We start from the raw sequence: 19,785 nt of genomic DNA on the forward strand, positions 1-19,785 counted from the left end.
AGGGGTCTCGTTATCGTTGTTGGGGTGCTGTGCGCGCATTGTCCGCGTGATTTGAGTTTTATGCAGGTAGCAGTGCCAGCGTGCCTTGGCGGTCGTCGTCGGCCATGGGCAGACGTTCGCCAACCTGCGCGGGATGTCCTTCGAGCCGCAGCAGCGCGGCCTTGCGCGGCAAGCCGCCGGCATAGCCCGTGAGCGCGCCATCCGCGCCGACCACACGGTGGCACGGGATGGCGATCGAGATCGGGTTGCGGCCCACGGCCGTGCCCACCGCGCGCGCATGTTCGCGCGTGAGCCCCAGGCGCGCGGTGATCTGCCCGTACGTGGTGCGACTGCCGAATGCGATGTCGCACAGCAGGCGCCAGACGTCTTGCTGAAACGGCGTGCCCTGGGGAGCCATCGGCAGATCGAAGTCATGCAGCTTGCCGTCAAAGTACGCGGTGAACTGCGCCTGTGCCTCGCGGATGACTGGCACCTCCGCGCCGGGCGACATGCGCGCGGCCTGCACGGGAATCGTCTTCTGGCCGGGAAAGAACGCGCCGGTCAGGTGGGTGTCGGTCGCGGTCAACAGCAGATCGCCGAGCGGGCAGGCAAAGGTGTGGCGGTACATGGCGGTCGGTCAATGCGAAGCGGGTTGGGTGAGCGCATCCTCGCGGTGCCAGAGATGCATGGCGGCATACGCGCGCCACGGCGCCCACGGTTCTGCGCGCTCGACCATGGCACGGCGCGTAGGAAGCGCGCCGTCTTCGTTGGCGAGGCGCTTGCGCAGGACGTAATCGCCCAGGGGAAATGCGTTCGGCCAGCCCAGCGCGCGCATGGCGACGTATTGCGCTGTCCATTCGCCGACACCAGGCAGCGCTTGCAAGGCAGCCAGCGTGGGCGCGAGCGGCACCAGGGGTTCGAGCCGCAGGCTCCCGCCGTCGATGGCGCGGGCCAGCTCGACGACGGCGGCGGCGCGGCTGGCTTGCAGACCGGTCTGCGCCGACAGCGCTTGCGCATCAATTTTTGCCAGTGCGGCAGCGCTCGGAAACGCCATCGACAGCCCTTCGCGCAATTGCGGCAACGGCACGCCATACACGGCAGTCATGCGCCCGAGAATGCGCCGCGCCTGCACCAGCGAAATGACCTGCCCGGCGATGGCACGTACGGCAATCTCAAAGCCGTCCACGGCGCCCGGCACCCGCAGGCCTGGCGTTTCGGCAGCCAGCGTGCCGAGGTGCGCGTCCACCAGATCGGGCCGGCAATCGAGGTCGAACAGCCGTCGCGCGCGGGCCAGGACGGGCGGCATGGCGTGCAGCAGGCTGGGCGACAGCGTGAGCGCCACCGCATGGCGTTGCGGCACATTGCGCGCGTGAAGCCAGCCGATGTGCCGCGCTCCGGCGTAGTCGACGGTGATCGTGCGTGCGTAACTGTCGGCGTCGACCACTTCGACGCCATCGATCGCACGGGCGCGCAAGAATTCGAGCAATGCCTGCCACGCAAACGGTGGGCGATAGCCCAGCATGAGCGTGGGGCCGTCCTCGGCGCGCGGTGCCGTCGTGCGCGAGCGCAGGCGCGTGGGCGCAAAGCCGTAGTGCTCGATAAAACCGCTGTTCAGCCTGCGCACGCTCCCGAACCCGGCCGCAAAGGCGACATCGCCGACGGCCATGGCGGTATCGGTCAGCAGTTGCTTGGCGAGCAGCAGGCGCTGCGTTTGCGCGTACTCGATCGGCGAGACATCGAACTCGGCGCGGAAGATGCGGCGCAAGTGGCGGTCGGTCACGCCCACGGCTGCGGCCAGCGCGGCAAGGTCGTGCTCTTGCAGAAAGCCTTCGTCGATCATGCGGGCGGCGGCCCGCGCGAGGCTCGACGACATCTCGGCCAAGCTGTGCCCCGGTGCCAGTTCTGGCCGGCAGCGCAGGCACGGCCGAAAGCCCGCGCGCTCCGCAGCGGCTGCCGTGGTGAAGAAGCGGCAGTTCTTTTCCAGCGGCGTGCGAACCGCGCACACGGGGCGGCAATATACGCCGGTGGATGTCACACCGACAAAGAACCAGCCGTCAAAGCGACGGTCGCGCGATTGCACGGCGTGGTAGCAGGCATTGTGGTCGAGATGCATGGTAGTGATCGGGTGACTTGGCAGCTAGTCTAGCCCTGTCGAGTCGCATGGGTTCGCCGGATTCGGACACATCCCTCGATGTCAAAAACGCGGCATCTCGGCACAATTGCGGACACAACAACACATCGGGAGATCGGCATGTCCAAGACCATCGTCATTACCGGCGGGAGCCGGGGTATCGGCCGCGCCACGGCGGTACTGTGTGGCCAACGCGGCTGGTCTGTCGCGCTGCAATATCGCGGCAACCGGCAGGCGGCGGAAGAGACGGTGGGGCTGATCGAACAGGCGGGCGGCCACGCGCTGGCGGTGCAGGGCGATGTGTCGAGCGATGAAGATGTGATCGCGCTATTCGAGGCCGCGACGGGGCGCTTTGGCGCGCTGCATGGCGTGGTCAACAACGCCGGCATCGTGGCGGAGGCTCAGGACGTGGCCGACATGACCACGCACCGGCTGCGCACGATGTTCGAGACGAATGTGCTGGGCGCCTTTCTGGTAGCGCGCGAGGCAGCGCGGCGGCTGTCGACGTCGCGCGGTGGCGTGGGCGGTTCGGTGGTGAATGTGTCGTCGGCGGCATCGCGGCTGGGGTCGCCGCACGAGTATGTCGACTACGCCGCATCAAAGGGTGCTGTCGACGCCATGACGCTGGGGTTGGCGCGTGAACTCGGGCGCGATGGCGTGCGCGTCAATGCCGTGCGCCCCGGTTTGATCGAGACCGATATTCACGCCTCAGGCGGCCAGCCCGATCGGGCGCAGCGCCTGGGCGGCGCCACGCCGATCGGCCGGCCCGGCACGCCGCAGGAAGTGGCCGAGACCATCGTCTGGCTGCTCTCCGATGCGGCGTCTTACGTGACGGGCGCGCTGCTGGATTGTTCTGGTGGGCGCTGATCGGCAATCAGGCATTCGCTCCGGAGCGGAAGGTATCGCACTGGCGAAGGTCGCCGCCATCGAAGCCCTGGCGGAACCAGTGCATGCGCTGCTCAGACGTGCCGTGCGTGAAGGCGTCGGGCGTGACGCTGCGGCCGGCGTTGCGCTGCAGCGTGTCGTCGCCGATGGCGTGCGCGGCGGTCAGCGCCTGCTCCAGGTCGCCGCGCTCCAGCAGGCCGCGCTGCTGTGCAAAGTGGCCCCACACGCCGGCCAGGCAATCGGCCTGCAGCTCCAGCTTGACCGAGAGCGCATTGGCTGCAGCCGGTGATTTGCCGGCTTGCGCGCGGTTAACCTTCTCCGACACGCCCAGCAGGTTCTGCACGTGATGGCCGACCTCGTGCGCGACGACGTACGCGGCGGCAAAGTCGCCCGGGGCGCCAAACTTGCGGCGCAGTTCATCGAAGAAGCCGAGGTCAAGGTAGACCTTGGTGTCGGCCGGGCAATAGAACGGGCCAACTGCCGAAGTGGCGTCGCCGCAGCCTGAGCGGATTCCCTGGCGGAACAGCACCAGCTTGGGCGGCTGATACGCGCGGCCGGCTTGCTTGAACAGTTGCGTCCAGGTGTCTTCGGTGTCGCCCAGCACGTGCGAAACCAATTGCTTGCTGCGGTCGTTGTCGGTCTCGCCGGTGGGTCGGGCAGGACTGTGCTGCGCGGATTGCGTCGGCGCGTTCTGCGATACCTGCATCACCATGCTGAGGATTTCCAGCGGGTTCTTGCCCATCAGCAAGCCCACGACGGCCACGATTGCGATGCCGCCGATGCCCAGCCGCATGCCGCCGCCGCCGAAGCCGCCGCCAGAGGAGGCGCGCTCATCCTCGACGTTATTGCTTTCGCGCATGTCATCCCAACGCACGATGTTCTCCTTGAGAGGCCTGTGAGGCTAGTAGGGCAGGGTCAGCCCGGGGCGTCACACCCGGTAAACTTTGCAAAGTCTACCTGCTGTGCGTACGTACGGGCATGCCGCCGCGCTGCCGAATCGTCTGTACGCAGGGCTGGTGCGAGCAACAGCAAGGGCTGGCGGCGATTTGCGGCATCGCACAAAGCCCGGCAGGAAACTTGCTAACCAAGGCTGCTCATCCTCCGTCCGGCTGTCACACAGATGACATGCGGCGGTTCCCGAATAACGTTCGGTAGCAGATGACGCTGCCGATCCATTATTTCGAGTTCTTACCATGCGCTTGCCTGCTTCAATCACTGCTCAACCACCAAACGCCGCAGAGTCGTCGCATCTGGCTGCCACCCATGTTGATCCGACCGAGGTGTCGGATGTGGAACAGGCCGACGCAGAGCGCAAGCCCTGGTGGGAGCGCGTGTCGGGGGCCGTAGTCGGCGGTGCATTCAGCAGTGTTGCAGCCGCGTTGATTGCCGTGACGGGGGCCATCTACGTTGGGATGTACCACGCGCCCTGGGTGAAGAGCCTTGCCGGCCACACGCCGACGGCCGCCCAGGCCGGTGATGCGATGAGCGTTGCCATGGCTGCCGGGCCTGCCAACGCAGCCACGCCGGCGTCGGCAGTGGCGCCTGCGCCCGCGGAAGCTGCCACGCAACCCGCATCACCCGACCGCGTTGCGGCAGCGCGTGATCGGATGGAACAACGTGTGTATTCGCAAGTGCAGCAGCCGCGCGCCCGCACGGTGGCCGAACGCGAGGCCCTGGAAGACAACGACGCGCCGGCATCTGCCAACGTGCGCCGTCATCATCGCGGCACGCGTTACACGCGCCACGGCGCGCCGTTCAATGCGGCCTGGTACAAGGGCGCCTGATCGGCCGTCGCTCTGTAGACCAGTCGCAGCGGGCAATCCGCGTCGACGTTTTCCAACGCGTGCATCGCTGCCACGAGGCGGCGGTGCAGCGATTCCGATACCGGCAGAATCGGCGCGCGCGTATCTGCGCCAATGCTTCCCTGCGCCGACAACAGTGCCTTGACCGGCGCCGGGTTTGGCTCCGCAAACAGCAGCGCAGCCAGCGGTGCCAGTGCATTGGCCAAGTGCCGGGCCTCGTCGATGCGACCCGCGCGGTGGTGCGCCACGAGTGCCACGAATAGCTCAGGCCGCAGATGCGCACCGGCCAGGATGCCGCCCGTGCCGCCATGCGCCAGGCAATCGAGCAGCGCGCCGTCATCTCCGCTCAACACATCCAGCGGCCCGCCTTGCAACGCGCCGAAATGCTCGGCCACACATTCTTTGATGGCGACGATGTTGGCTTGCTCGGCCAGCACCAGCGCGGTCTGCGGCGCGATCGAGACGCCCGCGCGCTTGGGTACGTTGTAGAGCACGACCGGGCGGGTCGTGCTGGCGGCGACTTGTGCGTAATGCCAGCGCAATCCCGCCTGTGACGGGCAGACGTAGTAAGGCGGTGGCACCAGGTAGCCCGCGCTGTTCCAACGCTCGTAGTGTCGGATTTGCGCGCAGACTTCGCGCGTATCGGCCGCGCCCACGCCTATCAGGAAGGGCGTGCGATCGTCGCAAGCGTCGGCGATGGCTTCCAGCACGGTATAGCGCTCGATTTGCGAGAGCAGCGCGGCTTCGCCCGTCGTGCCGAGTGCGACGAAACCCGACACACCGGTGCTTTGGTAATGGCGCACCAATCGACGCAGTGCGGCGGTGTCGACGCGATCGCGGTGAAACGGTGTGACCAGCGGAATCCAGATTCCCGAGAACATGGCGCGCCTCAGTGCAGCGACGCGATCGCGCGCCCGCGCGACATGCACAGCGGCGTGATGCGGCCCAGCGTGGCACAGGGCAGGCCACGCAGCAGCGCGCCAATTACCGCTTCCACATCTGCATGGGCCAGTTCCAAATCAACGGTGATTGCCTTGCGGCGAGCGTCATGCCGGACGATGTACAGCCCGAGCGTGTTGCCGAGCAGTGCATGCAACTGCCGGCGAATTGCATCCGGTGCATCGCCGGGCACCGTCACGCGCAGGCACACATATTGGCGTGCCGGCAGCGCTACCGCGCGGGGCACGGTCGCCGGCGAAGGCGGCAGCAATTGCGGAACCAGCGAAGACAGGAGCATCGATCGCGCCATGATGAGTTGGCGACGGCCCGCGTCGCCATGTCGTTGAACATGACGACACCGTATCGATTCGCTCGTAAAAAGCGTGAAAAAGGGGCGTGACGCTGCGTAAAGAAAGCGTAAATGCTCAGGCAGCGCGCACTGCCTTGCGACGACGCAGCGCGATGACCGTCAGCGAGATGCCGCTTACCGCAGCCGCGGTCAGCACGTAGTAGCTCGGCGCCAGCGTATCGCCCGTGGTGTGGATCAGCCACGTGACGATAAACGGCGCGAACCCACCGAACAGCGTGACGCCCAGGCTGTAGCCGAGCGACAGGCCAGTCGAGCGCACGCGCGTGGGAAAGATCTCCGACATCAGCGCCGGCATTGGGCCTGAATACGCGGCCTTGAAGATGCCCGACACGGCTTGCAGCGCAAGCAGCGCGCCGATGGTCGGATACGTGCGCAACAGCGCAAACATCGGATAGATCAGCAGGATCATCAGCACCGATGTGGTGAGCATGATACGGATGCGGCCAATGCGATCCGACAGCGCACCCATCACAGGCGAGAGCAAAAACTGCAGCCCGCCGTTGAGCACGACCACCGCGAACGACTGCGCCGCCGGCAAATGCAACTGCTTGACGGCGTACGTGGGCATGTAGAGCTGCAGCACATACACCGACACAGTCGATTGCGCCACCACGCCCACCGCAAGCAGCAAGTTGATCCACTGCGCTTTGAAGGAAGCTTGCGGGTCGACCGTCGTCTTCTTCTGCTCGGCAACGAACTCGGGCGTCTCGTCCAGATGGCGGCGGATGTAGAAACCCACCGGGCCGACCAGCAGGCCGAAGATGAACGGCAGCCGCCAGCCCCAGCCTTCCAGATCGGCCGGCGAGAGCGATGCCGTGAGCAGCGCCCCCAGCCCCGCCGCAAGAATGGTGGCAATGCCCTGGCTGGCGAATTGCCAGCTTGCGTAGTACCCGCGCCCGCGCGTGCTGTGCTCCACCATGAAGGCCGTGGCGCTGCCGAATTCTCCACCCACCGCAAAGCCCTGCACCAGGCGTGCAAGCAGGATGGTGATGGGCGCCACGATGCCGATCTGCTGGTAGCTCGGCATCACGGCAATCACCAACGTGCCGACAATCATCAGCAGGATCGACAGCGTGAGTGCCGCCTTGCGCCCCTTCCTGTCGGCATACATACCCAGCACGATCGCGCCCACAGGCCGCGTGATGAACGACACGCCAAAGCTGCCCACCGCAAACAGCAGCGAGACCCATTCGTCATCGGCCGGAAAGAACAGCTTGCCAATCACGGATGCAAAGAAGCCGTAGACGAGAAAGTCGTACCACTCCAGCGCATTGCCGATCGACGACGAAATGACGATGCGGCGTGCATGCGCTGCACTCGTTGTTGCGGGCCGAGCAGGCGCAGCAGTGCCTGCCGCAGAGGGGGCGGTCATGATGAGGGTTCCTTTGGTGCCGGCCGGGATCGTTTTTATGGGAACTGCAGCGCGTTGCCCGCCCGGTCCGACGGGTCAGCGCGCTGGTGCGGCGGCCTTTTTTTAGAAGCCCACCGCGTGGCCGTCGCGGCGGCTGTCGCTGGCGGCCACGTAGCCGTGGTCGGCGTCGTCCGACAGGCGCCAGATGAACTGGCCGGAGCCGAAATCCATGTACGGATCGGCCACCGATTCAAGCTTGTGCCCGCGCGCCTCCAGGGCAGCGACGGTCTTGGCGTTCATCGTGCCCTCCACGTCGAGCGTGAAATCGCGGTTGACCTTCCAGCGCGGCGCGTCGCACGCGGCCTGCGGCTGCTGTTTGTAATCGAGCATGCGCACGAGCGTCTGCAGGTGGCCTTGCGGCTGCATGTCGCCGCCCATCACGCCAAAGCTCATTTGCGGCTGGCCATCCTTGGTCAGGAACGCGGGGATGATCGTGTGGAACGGCCGCTTGCCACCTTCCACCACGTTGGCCGAGCGCGCATCCATCGAGAATCCGAAGCCACGGTTCTGCAGGCTGATGCCGGTGCCGGGCACCACCACGCCGGAACCGAAGCCCATGTAGTTGGACTGGATGAACGAGACCATCATGCCGTGCTCGTCAGCGGCCGACAGGTACACCGTGCCGCCGGCGCGCGGCATGCCGAAAGTCGGCATCTGCGCGCGGCCCATGTCGATGAGCTTCGCGCGTGCATCGAGGTACGCGTCGTCGAGCATCTGCTCGGGCGTGACCTCCATCGAGCGCGGGTCTGCCACGTATTTGTACAGATCGGCAAACGCCAGCTTCATCGCTTCGATTTGCAGATGCTGCGAATCCGCCGAGTCGACGGGCAGGGCGCCGAGGTCGAAGCGGTCGAGAATGCCCAGCGCGATGAGCGCGGCGATGCCCTGGCCATTCGGCGGAATCTCGTGCAGGTCGTAGCCGCGGTAGCGCTTGGTGATCGGCTTGACCCATTCGGGGCGATAGTCGCGCAGGTCTTGTGCGGTCATGCCGCCGCCGCATTCGCGCGAGTACGCGGCAATGCGCTCGGCGAGTTCACCTTCGTAGAAATCGCGGCCGTTGGTCTGGCCAAGGCGCCGCAGCGTGGCGGCTGCGTCGGGCAATTTGAACTTTTCGCCCACTTCCGGCGCGCGGCCGTGCGGCATGAAGGCCTGCGCGTAGCCGGGCTGGTTGTGTAGCTCGGGAATGGCCGCTGCCCATTTGTGCGCAACGATGGGCGCGATGGTGTGGCCGCGCTCGGCAATCTCGGCGGCGGGTTCCAGCACATCGGCAAATGGCAGCTTGCCGAAGCGTTCGTGCAGTGCAGCCCAGGCGGAGATGGCGCCGGGCACGGTCACCGCGTCCCAGCCGCGCATGGGGCGCTTGGGGTTGCCGTTGGCGTCTTCGCCGTACTTGTTGCGGAAGTAGTCGAGGTTCCAGGCCTGCGGCGCGGTGCCGGAGGCGTTCAGGCCGTGCAGCGCCTTGCCGTCCCACAAGATGGCGAATGCATCGCTGCCGAGACCGCACGAGACAGGCTCGACCACGGTCAGCATGGCCGCCGCCGCGATGGCCGCATCCACGGCGCTGCCGCCCGCGAGCAGCATGCGCAGTCCGGCTTGCGCGGCCAGCGGGTGAGACGTGGAGACAACGTTGCGCGCAAACAGCGGAATGCGGACGGTGGGATACGGGTTTTGCCAATCGAAGCGGTGGGACATGGGGCTTAAGCGCGAATAAGCGGGAATGTTTGACGAATGATTATTTGCGGTGCGCCGGATTTAATAAAGTTAAAATTCATTGGATACTGCTTAAGAAAAACTTGAGAATACGACGCACCCTGCCGTGAGTACCGTCCGCTTCCTCCGCACTTTTGTTGCCGTGGCACGCCATGGCTCGTTTGCCGCCGCCGCCGAGCGCGTTGCGCTGACGCAGGCCGCGGTGAGCCTGCAGATGCGTGCGCTGGAAACCGAACTGCGCCGTGACCTGTTTGACCGGTCGGGGCGCACTGTCACCCTCAACGCGCATGGTCGCGCGCTGCTGCCGCAAGCCGAGCACCTCCTGGCGCTGTACGACGCCATGCGCATCGGCGACGAGCCGCAGACGGAACTGTCCGGGGCCGTGGCGATTGGCGCGGTGGTGTCGGTGATGGGATCGTTGGCACATGCGGTGGCGGGGCTCAAGCAGGTACACAAGGGGCTGGACGTCAAGCTCATCACCGGCAAATCGGGTGAGCTGGCGGAGCAGGTGGAAGCCGGCGAGCTGGATGGCGCGCTGGTGGTCGAACACCTGGAACGCCTGCCTGCAAACCTTGCCTGGCACCCGCTCTATACCGAGCCCCTGGTGGTGGTAGCGGGCCGCCATACACGGGGTCGCGCCGAGGAAGTTCTGCGCACCCATCCGTTTTTGCGCTTCGACCGCGCGGTGCGCACCGGCGCGCTGATCGACCGTGCCCTGCGCAAGACGCACATGGCGGTCAACGAATTCATCGAAGTCAATTCAATCGAGGCGATTGTCGAGCTGGTGCGCCAGCAGGTGGGGGTGACGCTAGTGCCGCGCCTGCGCCGGGCGAGCTGGGAGAGCGATCCGGCTCTACGCGTCCTGCCCATGCCGCCGCAGACGCCCGTGCGCGCCGTCGGCATGATCGAGCGAAAAGAGCATGTGCGGCACGGTGTGATTCAGGCGGTACTCGATGCGCTCGAAACCACACTTGGCAATTCCAGCGCCTAGACTGGATGCACCAAGGCTGGCTGCGGAGGCCGCGATGGACGCATTCATTCAACGCTGGCGCGACGAATTGATCCTGCTCGCCCGCATCCTGATGATGGTGCTGTTCGTGATGTCCGGATGGGGCAAGCTGACAGGCTTCCAAGGCACGGTCGGCTACATGGCCAGCACCGGAGCGCCCATGCCGATGGTCGCTGCTGCGGTTGCCGTCGTCATGGAGTTTGGCGTGGGCATCGCCTTGCTCATTGGCCTGTGGACGCGGCCGCTGGCCCTTCTGATGGCGCTATTCGTGCTCGGCACGTCGTTCATCGCCCATTCCTACTGGGATATGCAAGGCGCCATGGAAGCCGCCAACAAGATCCAGTTCTTCAAGAACCTGAGCATCATGGGCGGTCTGTTCCTGCTGGCCGCGACAGGGCCGGGGAGATACGCGGTGCAGAAGTCGTGATGCGCGCGCTTAGCGCAACGACCGCTGTACCAACACCAGCACGGCAAACACGCCGCACGCCACCGCAAACCAGCTGAAGAGCTGCGTACCGGCCAGCAGCGTGGCTTGTCGATCAATCTCGGCGGACAAGCTAGCCAGGCGCTCGGGCGTCAGCGGGTTGGCGGCCTGCAGGTCTGCCGTGAAGCGCGTGACGTGCGCCACGATCAGCGAGCGCGATTCCGCCTGCTGCGTCTGCAGTGACACAGCCGCCAGCCCGGTGCCCACCGCGGTCGCAAACTGGCGCGCGATGTTCTTCATCTGATAGCCGTGCGCGAAGTCTTCGCGGTCGAGATCGAGGTAGGTCATCATCGCGACCTGGATCATCACCGCGCCGGGCGTGATGCCTTCCAGGACCGACACGGGGAAGAACGCATAGTCTGGCGCACCCGGCATCAGGCTTGTCGCCAGCAGCAGCGCTGCTGCGGCGTACACCGCAAAGCCAATGGCAATGAAACGGCGCTTGCGGAAGAAGAACGGCAACCAGACCGTCATGACCACGGCCACCACCGTCGACACTGCCCCGCTGATCATCAAAAAGAGCGTGGTCGTGCGGAACGTAAAGCCCAGGCCGCCTTGCGACACCGCCGGAAACAGGTACGACCAGTACCCGCTCATCAAGTAATAGATGCCGTAGAAACCGATGCCCCACAGGTAGCGGCGGCCGTTCAGGCGTGAGAGATCGAGCCACGGATCCGGGTGCGTGCGCAGGCGGTGGATGGCCAGCAGCAGCGAAGCCGCACCGCCCAGCAACAACAGCGGAATCAAAGGCGAGGCCGTCAGCCGGCTGTAGCGCAGTTCAGACAGACCCATAAGGAACGACAGCGCGCCGATGGCCATGGCACCTACGCCAACCCAATCCCACTGGCTTTCTTGGGGCGGCGCTTCATCGGGGCGGCGTGCAGCGCGTGTGCGAGGCTGATGGTGTTCGGGCGGGAGGAGGAACATCGCCACCCATGCGACGCCGGCCAGCGCCAGTTCGATCCAGAAGATCACGCGCCATTCGCTGTACTCCAGCACCTCGGCGCAGATCCACGGCGCAATCGTGGTCAGCCCGAACAGGCCGACGCTGAACATCAGCATTGGAGGAATGCGCTCATCGGGTTCGGTCGTGAGCTGCACCAGAATGCGCGATGCCGAAAACAAGCCGCCCGCGCCCAGGCCCTGGATGGTCCGACCGATGACCAGTTCGCCGATGTTGTTGGATTGGGTGCACACCACGCAGCCGATGGCGAACAGCACGATGCCCACCAGCGAATACATCCGATAGCCCACGTGCGCGGCAATGCGGCCGATGGCGAGGTTGGCGACCACGGCCGCCACGGCATACGCTGTGACGGCGTACAGATACGCCTCGGGGCTCGCGTGCACACCGCCCTGGATGTGCTGGCCCGCCACGGCGAACATCTGCGAAGAGACAAAATCGAGGCCTGTGGAGAGGCCCAACGCCAGTCCAAATGCGTGGACGCGCGCCGAAGAAAAGTGGGGAAACGCCCGCAGCGACGCGGGTTTGAGGATTTGCAGCGACATGTGCCCGAGCATAAACTTGCCCGCCAGCCGGATAAACGGCCAACTCTAGGAACACTGTCCAGTCATGCGAACAATGGAGTGGAACGACTGGGAAACCTTCTGCCGCGTGGTGGAGGCCGGCAGCTTCACCGCCGCCGCCGAGGCGCTGGGCATCCCCAAATCGACCGCCAGCGCCGCCGTATCACGGCTGGAGGCCGGGCTGGGCGTGCGGCTCATGACGCGCACCACGCGCCAGTTGCGGCTGACCGAAGCGGGCTCGCACTTCTACGACGACATCGCGCCGTTGTTCGAACGCCTGCGCGAAGTGCACGCCGACACCACCGCAGCCAGCGAAACCGTGGCCGGCACGCTGCGCATCGCCGCGCCGTACGAAGTCGGTGCGCAGCACCTGACCGAACCCGTGTGCCGCACGCTTGAGAAGTATCCGCATCTGCAAATCCAGGTGCACATCTCGTGGGAGCAGCCTGACCTGCTGGCCAGCGGCTACGACATCGTCTTTGTGATGGTCGACCAGATGCTGCCGGATTCGTCGCTCGTGGCGCGTCGCGTGGTGCTGATCCCGCGCGGTTTGTATGCGTCGCCGGCCTTGCTGGCGGAACGCCCGCCGCTCAAGACGCCCGCTGACCTTGCCGGCTGGCCGTGCCTGTCCGGCCCCGACGACGCGAGCTGGGCTTTCCGCCCCGTCGGCCAGCCCGCGGTCGAGCCCATCGAAGTCCCGATCCAGCCGCGCCTGCAGACCTTGAATGCCGAAATGCGCGCCCGCGCCGCCGTGCGTGGCCTGGGCGTGGCGCGCATGGCCCGCTCCGTGGGCGATACGGAAGTCGCGGCCGGCCGGCTCGTACGTGTGCTGCCGGATTTCGCGCTGACCGCGCTGCGCGTCTACGCGCTGATGCCCGCCCGTAAGCTGGTGCCGCGCAAGGTGCGCGTGTTTCTGGATGCGCTGGAAGCGGAGGGCGTTTCCGCCACACCCGCGCCCGCCTAGCCGAAGACCAGCGCTGGATGTCACAATCGGCGCTTCCCTATTCGGATTGTGAGGACCGGCGGCCATGCGTCTGCGCCAGATTGAAGTCTTCCGCGCCGTGATGCTGGTCGGGACCGTCAGCGAGGCCGCGCGCATGCTGAACGTGTCGCAACCCGTGGTAACGCGCGTGCTTCAGCACACCGAGCTGCAACTCGGCTTTCGCCTGTTTGACCGCACCAAGGGGCGCCTACAGCCCACCGCCGAGGCGTTCGAACTGTTCAGCGAAGTCGAGCGGCTGTATCAGGAGGTCGAGCGCGTGCGGCGCGTGTCGGCCAATTTGCGCCACAAGGGGGCGGGGCGCTTGCGTGTGGCCGCGACGCCCAGCCTCGCGCCCAGCATCCTGGCGCCTGCCGTGCGGCGTTTCTCGCAGCGGCATCCCGATACGCTGGTGCGCGTGTTCACGCATCACACGGCTGAAATTGTCCAGGGTTTGCTCTCGCAGGACATTGACGTCGGCTTTGCCTTTGCGCCGCCTGTGCATCCGGCCATCAGCACCACGCCGGTCGCGCAGGGCCGCATCCTGCTGGCCACACCGCGCGCCTGGGTCGGCGGCAAGACGGATGGCCGCGCGCTGCACAAGCTCGTTGCCGAGAAGCCTTTCATCGGATTGGAAGACCAGATATCGCTGGGCTCGCTGGTCGGGCAGACGCTGGCACGTGGCGGTCTGGCGCCGCAGTCGACGCTGGAAGTGCAGACGTATTCGTTGGCGCGTTCGCTGGTGGAGGAGTCGCTCGGCGTGACGATGCTCGATCAGTTCACAGCCGCCACCGGCAGCATGGAGCGCATCGCGCTGTTCGCGCTGGAGCCGGCGCAGACGTTTGACGTGCGCGCCATGCGTGCCGAGCATCACGCGCCGTCATCGCTGGCAGATAGTCTTGTGCAGTGCTTTGCCGAGGCCGCGCGTGCGCTGTCCGATGAGCTGCCCCAACGTGTCGAGCCCACCGCATTTGTGCTCAAGCCCACAGAACCTGACAGCGACGCAGCAGACTAACCGGCTTGCGCCGACCATTCCCAGGAGACGGATCCATGCGTCGTTTTGCAACCGCAGTGATGTTTGGGCTGGCGCTGGGCGCTGGCGTATTTAGCGGTATTGCCACCGCGCAGCAGTCGCCGGTGCCGGGCATGTCGTCCGACGATCTGAATACCGCGCTCGACTTTGCCAAGGCGGGGCTCAACAAGGCGATCGATCAGGCGCGTGCGTATTCCGCATTGCCGATCAAGGACCCGCACGACGTGCGCTACACGTGCGAAGGCGGCAAGACGCTCCTCGTGAAATACATGACGGTGGGCGATACGCCGCTGGCCGCCATGACGCTCAACGGCAAGACGCTCGTGTTTGCCAATGTGATGGCCGCTTCGGGTGCGCGCTATGCGTCGGGCCAGTATGTGTGGTGGACGAAGGGCCCCACCGGCTTCCTCGCCGACGAGACCCTGCCCGGTAGCCGCAATCAGCTCTACCGCGATTGCAGCGAAGCAACCAGCGGCCGTCCTTAAATTTCCTGCAGATCGTGCCCGACGATGATCTCGCCCTTGAAGTGCGGGCGAACGGCATCCAGCCAGACTGAATCTTCGAGGAACGGATAGCCGCCGGGCACGAAGTGCGACAGCACCAGCGTCTTCACCTTGGCCTCGGTGGCAATGCGGCCGACCTCTTCGGTGGAGGTGTGGCTCGCCAGCAAATGCTCGCGCAGCGTCTTTGCATTGGGCTCGGTGGACAACAGCTTGTCGAGCGACGGCAGGTGCATCACCTCATGGACGAGCACATCGGCGCCGTAAGCGAGCCGCACGAGGTTCTCACTCGGCGCCGTATCGCCGGAGATGACGATGGAGCGGTCTGCCGAATCGAAGCGAAACGCAAATGCCGGCGACACCGGCGGATGCTTGACCAGCGCGCTCGTCACCTTCACGTTGGCGTCCCGCATGACCAGCCCGCCTTCGGTCAGCTCGTGCGGATGCAGCATCGGCGCAAGCGGCGGGCGGCCCTCATCGGCAATGCGGGTGCGGATGTCGTAGTCGTACAGCTCAAGGAACTTGGTGGTCATCGCGGCCAGCGGGGGCGGGCCCCAGGCGTCGACGGGGCCGGTCAGGTCGGTGGCCCAGGCGAGCAGCATCAGCGTGCCGTAATCGGCGTTGTGATCGGAGTGCTGATGCGTGATGAAGACGTGGCGGATGTCCTTGAGCTTGAGGCCCGCCGTCACGTATTGGCGTGCGACACCGTTGCCGCAATCGACCACGTACGACACGCCGTTGATGACGATCACCTGTGCCGGCGCCGAGCGATTCTTCTTCGGCGTCGGCCCGCCCGCCGTGCCCAGCAGGATCAACCGCGTGCCCTTCTTGGGTGCATCCGAGGCCAAGGCGCTCAGCGGCAAACCTGCCGACGCCGCGCCCGCACCCACGGCCAGCGCGCCGGCCTGCTGCATCCAGCGGCGACGGTTGTTGTCGAAAGCATGCATGCGGCGGTCTCCTCTCTGTTATTGAATATGCGTGGGCTTCAGCGCGGCAGCCCACCCACCTTCATGCCAGGCTTGACGCCCTTGCGTGCAAACCAGCCCTTGTTCATTTCCAGCGCGTAGCTGCCGGCCTTGGTGGGGCAGTGGTTGTCTTCGGTCTGCGGCTTCATCTCGGCAATGTCGGAGATGGTGCCGTCGTCGGTGATGAAAGCGATGGACAGCGGCAGATCGGTGTTCTTCATCCAGAAGCAGTGGCCGGCGGATTCATCAAACACGAAGAGCATGCCCGCGGTATCGGGCATGGTCTTGCGGAACATCAGGCCGGTTTCGCGCGTTTGCGGGGTGGCCGCCACTTCGGCTTTGACCTTGTACATGCCGATGGTCAGGTCGGCCACGGGCAGGCCGGCATTGGGGGCGGTGGGAGTCTGGGCGAGCGCCCCGGTGGCGGCGACGGCCAGCGACAGAGCAGCAAAGAGGCGGGATAGGGTAGTCATGGCGCGAACGGGTCGAAAAAGAAACGCTCCATGATCGGCACTCGGCCAGCCGCCGTCAATCAGACAGCCGCTGGCCGTGCGACGAAGTTGTTACCGCGTATTGGAAGCTTGCCGGTCAACAGCGATCGTCTGCGCGGCCGCCTTGGGCGCATGCGCGGAGCGCGCCTTGTCCGCCGCCGGATCGGGCATCAGCGCCACATAACGCGCATCGGTGAGCGTACGCAGGAAGGCAACGATGTCGTCGATCTCGTCTTCTGTCAGCGCAGGCGTGGTGCCGGGGCGGCGGTTCATCGGCACGGCATTCACGTTGATGTTGCCCTGGTATTTGGCGGGCACGTCGTTGAAACGCTTGCCGCCGGGATACCACTGCGCGGGGTCGGTCGAGCGCGTGGCATAAAACGCCACCGTGTCGCGTAGCGTACGGAACACGCCGTTGTGCATGAACGTCTGGCGCACCGCCACATTCCGCAGGCCGGCCGTGCGGAAGTAGCCGCACCACTGACCGGGCTCCGGCCACTTGAGCTTATGGGCGGTCTGGCACAGCCCCACGTCAAAGTGGCGCAGGTCCTTGTTGGCGGGCAGCAGCGGATTGCGCGGCACGGCGATCGCGTCGTAGCCGAAATCCGTAAAGAGCGAGCGCTCCGGACGCGATGACGATTCCACCATCAGATGACACGACGCGCAGTTGCCTTTGTCCGGATTGCGGAACAGGGCGAGGCCGCGCATCTCGGCGACGGAAAGCGGCGTGCGCTTGCGCAGGAAATCATCGAAGCGCGAGGTGAACGGCGCCAATTCGTCGCTCTGGAAATACGCCTCCAGCGCCTTGCCCAACGCGGCGACGAGGCGTTCGGGTTCACGCACCGCATTGGCGCCGAACTGTTTCGTCAACGCCAGGCCAAGGTCCGTGCCGGCCACCTTGCGCTGCAGCTCGCCCGCCGAACGGTTGCCCATTTCGTCGGGATTGAACAGCGGGCCGCGGATCTGCTCGGGGATGGAGTCGGCCCGGCCATCGGCAAAGAAGCCACCAAACGGCGAAGGGAAGCTCGCGTCGTCGTCCTGGAAGAAATAGCGATGCGGGATGTAGCGCAGATACAGCAGCGACGGCGCGTTGCGTGCCGCCACGTGCCCGGGGCGGCTGCCGGCCGGCACACCGATGCGCAGTGCCTCGCCCTTCAGCGTTGGCGCGAATGCGCGGCCGGGGTCATGGCACGCCGCGCACGACGTTCCTTGCGGCTCCGACAGGCGCGGGTCGAAAAACACCCGCTTGCCGAGCGCGACAAGGTTCGGGTCCGGCTTGAACGCGGTCGACTCGGCAGGCGGCGGCACGGCGTCCAGCCTGGGCGTCATGCCGACCGATTCGGCCACCGCCACGCCCGGGATGAGCGCGGCAGCAACCCACAGCGCAATGCTCAGGCGCTTCAAGGTGCGACGAAGCCGGTCTTGTCGCACACCAGGCTCGTGCCGTTCTGCGTGCACGTCGTCAGCAGCTTGCCGGCCACGGTGTAGGCCTTGAACAGCCAGCCCTTGCCGGGCGCGGGCTGGCGGTCCATCACCATGAAGCCGAACGAGTTGTTGTGCGAGATGCTGCCAACCGTCACACCCGAAGCCGGGCTGATCGCAGGGAACGGATCGGGCAGGGCCACGTCGAGCGAGTCGCCGGCGTTGCCTGCAACGATGGTTGCGGGGTGGTTGCTCGTGAAGTTGATGGCCTGGAAGTCATGCACGTGGCCGTGCAGCGCGACTTGCACGCCCGGCGGGTAATACGCCGTGGCGTTCAGGCTGTTCATGACCGACAGCAGCGCGGCATTGCCACCCAGCGGCGTGCTGCCTGCGATGGGCACGAAACCCAGGATCGGATGGTGATTGGTGAAGATCGACATCACGCCCGGCTTGGCGGCCAGCGTGCCCACCGTGCTGAACTGCTTCTGGTACGTCTGGAACCACGGGTCGGTCGTCGCCAAGGCCGTCGTGCCCGCCTTGGCTGAGTCGAACACGATGACCTGCGTATCGCTGCCGAGCGCGACGGCGTACGGGTCTGAGGCGTTGGCAGCCGTGTCGTTGGCCGGGTTGTCGCAGGAGCGGTCGGCCGAGTAGGGGCGCGGATCCAGGAAGCGGTACCAGCCCTGGCCAGCACGCGCGCATTCCTCGTGGTTGCCGCGCACCAGCACCCACGGGGCCGCAGCCATCAGGGGGGCGGCGGGCTGGAAGAGGTCAGCCTGCCACGTATCCCAGCCGTAGCCCCAAGGGCTGCCCTGGCAGCCGGCCACGTCGGGCGGGCAGGCGTTTTCGCGGTAGTGGTAATCGCCCACGTGCAGGACGAGGTCGGGATTCATCTTGGCGGCCGTGGCAGCAGCGCTGGCAAACGGCCACGACAGCGAGTCGTTACACGACTGGAACGTGTTGCTCGATTTCTTCATGCGGCAGCCGGTGTCTGCCAGGATCACCACGCGCTGCGGGTTCGCCTTCGGCAGGGGCAGCACGCGCGCGCCGATCGACGCGGCCTTGGCCGTGGAGGCCACGGTGGCTTCGCAGGCGTTCACAGGGAAGGACGAAGCTTTCGAATCGCTGGCGGCGCTGGCCGTGGTGCGCTGTGCGGGGGTGCCGGCGGCCACACGCAGCGCCATGCGCGTGGAGGTGCCGTCCACCGTCAGGAGCGGGCAGACCGAGCTGTCGACGGGCGAGGCGCTGTTCGTGTAGCTCGTGACGGCGCGCACGACAGCCTGGTTGCTGTCGCCGATCTCCACCCAGGCAGCCTGGATGTTGGCATCAGCCGTAGCTGCGTCCGACGGCGTGGCCGTCGACACCGGCGTTGAATCGGACGACGAGCCACCGCAGCCGGCAATCACGGCCGCAGCGGCCAGCGCGGCAAGAGAGAGCATCGTGAACACGGTGCGTTTTCGTCGCACCGGAGCGAACATCGATCGGAATTCCATTGCGCCATCCCTGTTTCTTGTTGTGAGGAACGGGCAAGGTACTCAAGCTTGATGGCGCTATTTTGACAGCCCTGCATGCGCGGCCGGTATTTCCGTTCGGCAGACGAGGGCGAAAAAAAAGCAGATGCATGAGCACCTGCTTTTTCTGTATCGGCCGAGCCGCGTGGGCCCGGCAGAAACACAAGCTTATTGCTTGGCGGCGTCAGCAGCCGGAGCCGAAGCGTCAGCAGCCTTCTTGGCAGCCTTCTTGTGGTGGTGCTTCTTGGCCTTCTTGGCCTTCGGAGCAGCCTTTTCGGCAGCAGCCGGAGCAGCAGCTGCGTCAGCAGCCGGAGCGGAGGCTTGAGCGAACACACCGGTGGCGAACAGGCCGGCGATCAGGGCAGCGATCAGCTTCTTCATGGTGAATCCTTTTATAGATCAGTGAGTTAACCAACGACCCGCTAAATGAGTCATCTGCAATAACGCAGGCCGTTACAGGCGCGTTGACACGTTGCACTGAATTTTTTGTGGGGGCAGACAGAAGAATCCTTACTTCCTGATCGGCGATGTGGCGCATGTTGCGCTGCGCAAGAAAGATGCCCGCCACCCGGCTTGGGCGCCTGCGTTTCGGAGCGGTCTGATTGGATGGCGGCGCTTGCACCTCCAGAATGCGAGC

Annotated in this window: 20 protein-coding genes; 7 read left to right on the forward strand and 13 right to left on the reverse strand. The window is 65.7% G+C overall.

Features of this window, described 5'->3' with window-relative positions; all coding sequences use genetic code 11:
• Positions 1 to 58: 58 nt before the first annotated feature.
• Together ACEN9T_RS12400 and ACEN9T_RS12405 are read right to left on the reverse strand one after the other, a co-directional pair.
• The gene (locus tag ACEN9T_RS12400) at positions 59 to 607 is read right to left on the reverse strand and encodes a methylated-DNA--[protein]-cysteine S-methyltransferase (protein WP_092972678.1); all 549 of its coding nucleotides are present in this window, start codon (positions 605 to 607) and stop codon (positions 59 to 61) included.
• A gap of 9 nt (positions 608 to 616) precedes the next feature.
• Positions 617 to 2,092 carry an AlkA N-terminal domain-containing protein gene (locus ACEN9T_RS12405; RefSeq protein ID WP_413707854.1) on the reverse strand — a complete coding sequence of 492 codons (1,476 nt, stop codon included), beginning with the start codon at positions 2,090 to 2,092 and terminating at the stop codon, positions 617 to 619.
• A 138-nt stretch (positions 2,093 to 2,230) separates the two neighbouring features.
• Between ACEN9T_RS12405 and ACEN9T_RS12410 the strand changes: the two genes are divergently transcribed.
• On the forward strand, positions 2,231 to 2,977 hold the full coding sequence (locus tag ACEN9T_RS12410; RefSeq protein ID WP_092972682.1) for an SDR family oxidoreductase: 747 nt from the start codon (positions 2,231 to 2,233) through the stop codon (positions 2,975 to 2,977).
• Positions 2,978 to 2,984: 7 nt separating this feature from the next.
• Here the strand turns inward: ACEN9T_RS12410 and ACEN9T_RS12415 are convergent, their stop codons facing one another.
• Complete coding sequence (locus tag ACEN9T_RS12415) at positions 2,985 to 3,869, reverse strand: neutral zinc metallopeptidase (protein ID WP_092972684.1); 885 nt, start codon at positions 3,867 to 3,869, stop codon at positions 2,985 to 2,987.
• 319 nt (positions 3,870 to 4,188) lie between these two features.
• Here ACEN9T_RS12415 and ACEN9T_RS12420 point away from each other — a divergent pair, with 319 nt between their 5' ends.
• Entirely contained in the window at positions 4,189 to 4,779 is a 591-nt protein-coding gene (locus ACEN9T_RS12420) for a hypothetical protein (protein WP_413707855.1), read from the forward strand.
• Here the strand turns inward: ACEN9T_RS12420 and dapA are convergent.
• The 4 genes from dapA to ACEN9T_RS12440 all read right to left on the reverse strand — a co-directional run bounded on the left by dapA (position 4,728) and on the right by ACEN9T_RS12440 (position 9,209).
• The gene (gene dapA / locus ACEN9T_RS12425) at positions 4,728 to 5,678 is read right to left on the reverse strand and encodes a 4-hydroxy-tetrahydrodipicolinate synthase (protein WP_413707856.1); all 951 of its coding nucleotides are present in this window, start codon (positions 5,676 to 5,678) and stop codon (positions 4,728 to 4,730) included. The genes ACEN9T_RS12420 and dapA overlap by 52 nt on opposite strands.
• A gap of 8 nt (positions 5,679 to 5,686) precedes the next feature.
• Positions 5,687 to 6,034, reverse strand: a complete 348-nt coding sequence (locus ACEN9T_RS12430) for a hypothetical protein (RefSeq protein WP_092973012.1) — start codon at positions 6,032 to 6,034, stop codon at positions 5,687 to 5,689.
• Between the two features lie 127 nt (positions 6,035 to 6,161).
• Positions 6,162 to 7,478, reverse strand: a complete 1,317-nt coding sequence (locus tag ACEN9T_RS12435) for an MFS transporter (RefSeq protein ID WP_413707857.1) — start codon at positions 7,476 to 7,478, stop codon at positions 6,162 to 6,164.
• 102 nt (positions 7,479 to 7,580) lie between these two features.
• Positions 7,581 to 9,209, reverse strand: coding sequence for a gamma-glutamyltransferase family protein (locus ACEN9T_RS12440; protein WP_413707858.1), 1,629 nt, complete (start codon positions 9,207 to 9,209; stop codon positions 7,581 to 7,583).
• 124 nt (positions 9,210 to 9,333) lie between these two features.
• Here ACEN9T_RS12440 and ACEN9T_RS12445 point away from each other — a divergent pair, with 124 nt between their 5' ends.
• Together ACEN9T_RS12445 and ACEN9T_RS12450 are read left to right on the forward strand one after the other, a co-directional pair.
• Positions 9,334 to 10,218 (forward strand): LysR family transcriptional regulator, encoded by an 885-nt coding sequence (locus tag ACEN9T_RS12445; protein ID WP_413707859.1) that lies wholly within the window; start codon positions 9,334 to 9,336, stop codon positions 10,216 to 10,218.
• A 34-nt stretch (positions 10,219 to 10,252) separates the two neighbouring features.
• Entirely contained in the window at positions 10,253 to 10,663 is a 411-nt protein-coding gene (locus ACEN9T_RS12450; protein ID WP_092972694.1) for a DoxX family protein, read from the forward strand.
• A gap of 9 nt (positions 10,664 to 10,672) precedes the next feature.
• Here ACEN9T_RS12450 and ACEN9T_RS12455 read toward each other — a convergent pair whose 3' ends face one another.
• Positions 10,673 to 12,229: an MFS transporter gene (locus ACEN9T_RS12455; protein ID WP_413707860.1), complete on the reverse strand. Its 1,557-nt coding sequence runs from the start codon at positions 12,227 to 12,229 to the stop codon at positions 10,673 to 10,675.
• A 73-nt stretch (positions 12,230 to 12,302) separates the two neighbouring features.
• Here ACEN9T_RS12455 and ACEN9T_RS12460 point away from each other — a divergent pair, with 73 nt between their 5' ends.
• The 3 genes from ACEN9T_RS12460 to ACEN9T_RS12470 all read left to right on the forward strand — a co-directional run bounded on the left by ACEN9T_RS12460 (position 12,303) and on the right by ACEN9T_RS12470 (position 14,744).
• Positions 12,303 to 13,211, forward strand: coding sequence for a LysR family transcriptional regulator (locus ACEN9T_RS12460; protein ID WP_413708447.1), 909 nt, complete (start codon positions 12,303 to 12,305; stop codon positions 13,209 to 13,211).
• A gap of 64 nt (positions 13,212 to 13,275) precedes the next feature.
• Positions 13,276 to 14,241, forward strand: a complete 966-nt coding sequence (locus ACEN9T_RS12465; RefSeq protein ID WP_092972698.1) for a LysR family transcriptional regulator — start codon at positions 13,276 to 13,278, stop codon at positions 14,239 to 14,241.
• Between the two features lie 35 nt (positions 14,242 to 14,276).
• Positions 14,277 to 14,744 (forward strand): MliC family protein, encoded by a 468-nt coding sequence (locus tag ACEN9T_RS12470; RefSeq protein ID WP_092972700.1) that lies wholly within the window; start codon positions 14,277 to 14,279, stop codon positions 14,742 to 14,744.
• On the opposite strand, the gene ACEN9T_RS12475 is transcribed toward ACEN9T_RS12470, so the two are convergent.
• The 5 genes from ACEN9T_RS12475 to ACEN9T_RS12495 form a co-directional block, all read right to left on the reverse strand.
• Positions 14,741 to 15,706 (reverse strand): MBL fold metallo-hydrolase, encoded by a 966-nt coding sequence (locus ACEN9T_RS12475; protein WP_413707861.1) that lies wholly within the window; start codon positions 15,704 to 15,706, stop codon positions 14,741 to 14,743. The two genes, ACEN9T_RS12470 and ACEN9T_RS12475, sit on opposite strands and share 4 nt — an antisense overlap.
• Before the next feature lie 38 nt (positions 15,707 to 15,744).
• On the reverse strand, positions 15,745 to 16,197 hold the full coding sequence (locus ACEN9T_RS12480) for a DUF192 domain-containing protein (RefSeq protein WP_092972704.1): 453 nt from the start codon (positions 16,195 to 16,197) through the stop codon (positions 15,745 to 15,747).
• 90 nt (positions 16,198 to 16,287) lie between these two features.
• Positions 16,288 to 17,619 carry a cytochrome-c peroxidase gene (locus tag ACEN9T_RS12485; RefSeq protein WP_413707862.1) on the reverse strand — a complete coding sequence of 444 codons (1,332 nt, stop codon included), beginning with the start codon at positions 17,617 to 17,619 and terminating at the stop codon, positions 16,288 to 16,290.
• Positions 17,616 to 19,130, reverse strand: coding sequence for a metallophosphoesterase (locus ACEN9T_RS12490; protein ID WP_413707863.1), 1,515 nt, complete (start codon positions 19,128 to 19,130; stop codon positions 17,616 to 17,618). The genes ACEN9T_RS12485 and ACEN9T_RS12490 overlap by 4 nt, the downstream gene beginning before the upstream one ends.
• Before the next feature lie 186 nt (positions 19,131 to 19,316).
• Complete coding sequence (locus ACEN9T_RS12495) at positions 19,317 to 19,529, reverse strand: hypothetical protein (protein ID WP_004631913.1); 213 nt, start codon at positions 19,527 to 19,529, stop codon at positions 19,317 to 19,319.
• Positions 19,530 to 19,785: the final 256 nt, after the last annotated feature.

The sequence above is a fragment of the Ralstonia sp. Ralssp110 genome, from assembly GCF_047325135.1.
Taxonomy (GTDB): domain Bacteria; phylum Pseudomonadota; class Gammaproteobacteria; order Burkholderiales; family Burkholderiaceae; genus Ralstonia; species Ralstonia mojiangensis.